Annotated in this window: 5 protein-coding genes; 3 read left to right on the forward strand and 2 right to left on the reverse strand. The window is 49.7% G+C overall.

Going from position 1 to position 3,625, the window contains the following annotated elements; translation table 11 throughout:
• The 3 genes from WBV75_RS09120 to WBV75_RS09130 are packed head-to-tail and all read left to right on the forward strand — an operon-like array spanning window position 1 to window position 1,633.
• Complete coding sequence (locus WBV75_RS09120; protein WP_424120317.1) at window positions 1-126, forward strand: CDGSH iron-sulfur domain-containing protein; 126 nt, start codon at window positions 1-3, stop codon at window positions 124-126.
• Between the two features lie 58 nt (window positions 127-184).
• A complete protein-coding gene (locus tag WBV75_RS09125) occupies window positions 185-616 on the forward strand; it encodes a VOC family protein (RefSeq protein ID WP_424120314.1) in 432 nt (143 codons plus the stop codon).
• 15 nt (window positions 617-631) lie between these two features.
• A complete protein-coding gene (locus WBV75_RS09130; RefSeq protein WP_424120315.1) occupies window positions 632-1,633 on the forward strand; it encodes a pirin family protein in 1,002 nt (333 codons plus the stop codon).
• Window positions 1,634-1,647: 14 nt separating this feature from the next.
• Here WBV75_RS09130 and murA read toward each other — a convergent pair whose 3' ends face one another.
• Complete coding sequence (gene murA / locus WBV75_RS09135) at window positions 1,648-2,955, reverse strand: UDP-N-acetylglucosamine 1-carboxyvinyltransferase (protein ID WP_424120316.1); 1,308 nt, start codon at window positions 2,953-2,955, stop codon at window positions 1,648-1,650.
• Between the two features lie 3 nt (window positions 2,956-2,958).
• Window positions 2,959-3,609, reverse strand: a complete 651-nt coding sequence (locus WBV75_RS09140; RefSeq protein ID WP_424120318.1) for a DUF4290 domain-containing protein — start codon at window positions 3,607-3,609, stop codon at window positions 2,959-2,961.
• Window positions 3,610-3,625: the final 16 nt, after the last annotated feature.

The following is a 3,625-nucleotide window of genomic DNA, read 5'->3' on the forward strand; positions in this document are numbered from 1 at the left end:
ATTAAGCTTACAGCAACAGACGGAAAAATTCAGGAAACGGAAGGGAATACCGCCCTGTGCAGGTGTGGCGGTTCCAAAAACAAACCCTTCTGCGACGGTTCCCATAAAACATTGGATTTTGAATAAACCACTCCCTGGACTGCGGCGCGCTATAGGCCAAAAATGGTGTTTAACACACCTGCTTGTGCTGTTTCTTTTTTTGACGCTAAACACGACCCTCAACGCGCACAATTTTTCCTTTACCTATGATCATTTTGCCCTGGAAGTCCGGGACCTGAAATCTGTCGGCGATTATTATGCCGAGGTGCTTCAACTCGGGGAAATACCGCATCCCTCCGAGCCCGAGGGTTTTCGATGGTTTGTGATCCAGGGGAATACCCAGCTTCACCTTATCCGAAAAAATTCAGTTCCCCGGGAGGATCCGAAAAGCGAGCATCTTTGCCTCTCAACCCCTGATCTGAAAACATTTATAAGCCATTTAAATAAAATACAAATCCCATACCGGGACTGGCCCGGCACGCCCGGGGCGGTAACCCTGCGGGCCGATGGTGTACAACAAAATTATCTGAAGGATCCCGAAAACAATTGGATCCAAATCAATAACGCCCCGCATTAATACCTTACACATACTATGAGTTCTGCTACACTAAAAACATTCCCCCTGGGATTTCCATGGGAAACTGAAGACCCGTTCTTGTTCTGCGTCCACCATTTGGACCATTACCCCGAAGGCAATTCGGAAATGGGCCCAAAGGCCTCCCTCGAGGGTCGGGCTTTGGGCAACGATTTTGAAATCAAGGATGGATGGCGGATGTATCACGGGACCACCATTCCGGGCTTTCCCTCCCATCCGCATAGGGGTTTTGAAACCATAACCATCGTCACAAAGGGATTTTGCGACCACTCGGATTCCCTCGGGGCCTCAGCCCGGTTTGGCAATGGGGATGTTCAATGGATGACGGCAGGCAGGGGTGTACAGCATTCTGAGATGTTTCCACTCTTAAGGGAGGATGCTTCAAATACATTGGAGTTGTTTCAAATCTGGCTCAATCTGCCGGCAAGCAAAAAAATGGCAGAACCCCATTTCAAAATGCTTTGGAAGGAAGATATACCCCGCATTCAAGGGGATGGCTGGGAATTGAAATTGATTTCGGGCTCATTTTCAGGACAAAACGCCCCTTCCCCTCCCCCTGATTCCTGGGCGAATGACCCCGAAAACGGGGTAGTGATCGCCCTGGTCGCCCTGGAAGCCGGCGCCCGTTTCGGGCTTCCGCCTGCGGGTGAAGGGAGCAAGAGGCGAATTTTTGTTTTGGAAGGCGACCGATTGAAGGTTGTCGATCAGCAAGTTAACGCGGGATTCGGGGCCATTCTCCCGGCAGGGGAAGCAACCATTGAAAACGGAGGTGAGAAGGCGCGATTTTTATGGTTGGAAGGAAAGCCTATTGCGGAACCTGTTGCTAAATACGGCCCCTTTGTGATGAACCGCTCCGAGGAGATTCAGAGAGCGATGGAGGAATATCAGTTAACCCGTTTCGGAGGTTGGCCCTGGCCCTATCCGGACCACGCGCATCCCAGGGAAAAAGGACGATTTGCGAGCTACCCGGATGGGACACTCGAAGAGAAACAAGGGTGATTTACGGTCCCGTCTTAAACGCGTGTAATGTGGGCACCGATAGCCTTTAACCGGGTGTCTATGGCCTCATATCCCCGGTCTATTTGCTCAATATTGTGTATGGTAGAGGTGCCTTTGGCGGACAGGGCGGCAATCAGCAGGGACACCCCGGCCCGGATATCGGGAGAAACCATGGTGGTCCCTTTCAGGGTGGATTTAAAATCATGTCCGATTACGGTAGCCCTGTGCGGATCACAAAGTATGATCTTAGCACCCATATCGAGTAATTTATCGACGAAGAAGAGGCGGCTCTCAAACATTTTCTGATGGATGAGGACTTCTCCGCGGGCCTGCGTAGCCACAACCAAAATAATGCTCAACAGATCCGGCGTAAGGCCAGGCCACGGGGCATCGGCAATAGTCAGGATAGAACCGTCGATAAAATTTTGAATTTCATACCCTTTGGAATGGGCAGGAATATGGATGTCGTCCCCTTTTTGCCGCAGCGTAATTCCTAATTTTCCAAAAACGGAGGGAATCAGGCCCAGGTTCTCCCAACTGACATTTTTAATAGTCAGTTCACTTTGGGTCATCGCGGCCAGGCCAACCCAGCTACCGATTTCAATCATATCCGGGAGCATCCGGTGTTCCGTTCCCCCCAGGGATTCCACCCCTTCGATGGTCAATAGGTTCGATCCAATGCCCGAAATGCGGGCGCCCATATTATTGAGCATTTTACAAAGTTGCTGCAGATAAGGTTCACAGGCGGCATTGTAAATGGTCGTCGTCCCCTCTGCGAGAACAGCAGCCATGACAATATTTGCCGTGCCGGTCACCGAGGCTTCGTCCAGGAGCATATACGCCCCTTTGAGTTTTTTAGCTTCGACTCCAAAAAAGTGTTCTTCACGATTGTAGCGGAATTTCGCCCCCAGGTTTACAAAACCTTCGAAATGGGTATCCAGGCGGCGTCGGCCAATCTTATCTCCACCGGGTTTGGGTATAAAGCCCTGCCCAAATCGCCCAAGCATAGGACCAACTAACATTATGGAGCCTCTCAGGCCGCGTCCATCTTTTTTAAATGCCTCTGATTGCAAATAGTCCAGATTGACGTCATCTGCCTTAAAGGTATAGGAGCCCTCGCCTTTTTTTTGGATTTTAACCCCCAGATCTTCCAGGATGGCAATGAGTTTATTGACATCGAGAATATCCGGAATGTTGTGAATAGTAACCGTTTCGGGGGTGAGTAATACTGCACAGAGGATCTGTAGCGCCTCATTCTTAGCCCCCTGAGGGGTTATTTCCCCATGGAGTTGGTGCCCTCCTTCAATAATAAAAGTTCCCATGAATTAATACCGCTTTTTACTACGAACGGTTCGCTGGCCCTTTTTATTGGATGAAGTGCGATTTGAACGTACAGGACGTTGTTTCAGGAATTGGCCGCTGTCTGTAAGACTCTCCCCGTCGGACGCCAGGTCTATCTCACCATTACTCAGTTCCAGGAGGTGCTTGAAGATCGTCTTATCGTCCACCATATCCTTGTTCCAATTCAGGTAACACTTTTTCATATGGTTGGCGATCGCGTATTCCAGGCCGGAGCGTTTGTCTCCTTTCTCCCATTGTACGGCCTCGTCAATCATCCGTTTGATGTTGTTTCCGTAGAAGCGGTATTTCGGAAAGTTCTGCGGGTATTCCAAGGCATCAGGGCGCTGTTGGAGCACTTCTTTACTGGGTATGGGATACGGAGATTCCACATCCAGTTTAAAATCCGACATGATAAACAGCTGATCCCAGAGTTTGTGCTGAAAATCAGGCACGTCCCTAAGGTGGGGCTGCATATTTCCCATGTGGCTGATAATGGCCTGGGAAACACGGTTGCGCTCTTCACGGTCTTCTATGCTCAGGGCATAATCTACCATTTTCTGAAAATGACGGCCGTATTCCGGAATATGTAAATGAGGCCTTTCGGTATTGTACTCGAGGTTTTCTACTAAGTTCAAATGAGAAGAATAGGTG

It is taken from the genome of Robiginitalea sp. (assembly GCF_049588695.1).
Lineage (GTDB): Bacteria > Bacteroidota > Bacteroidia > Flavobacteriales > Flavobacteriaceae > Robiginitalea.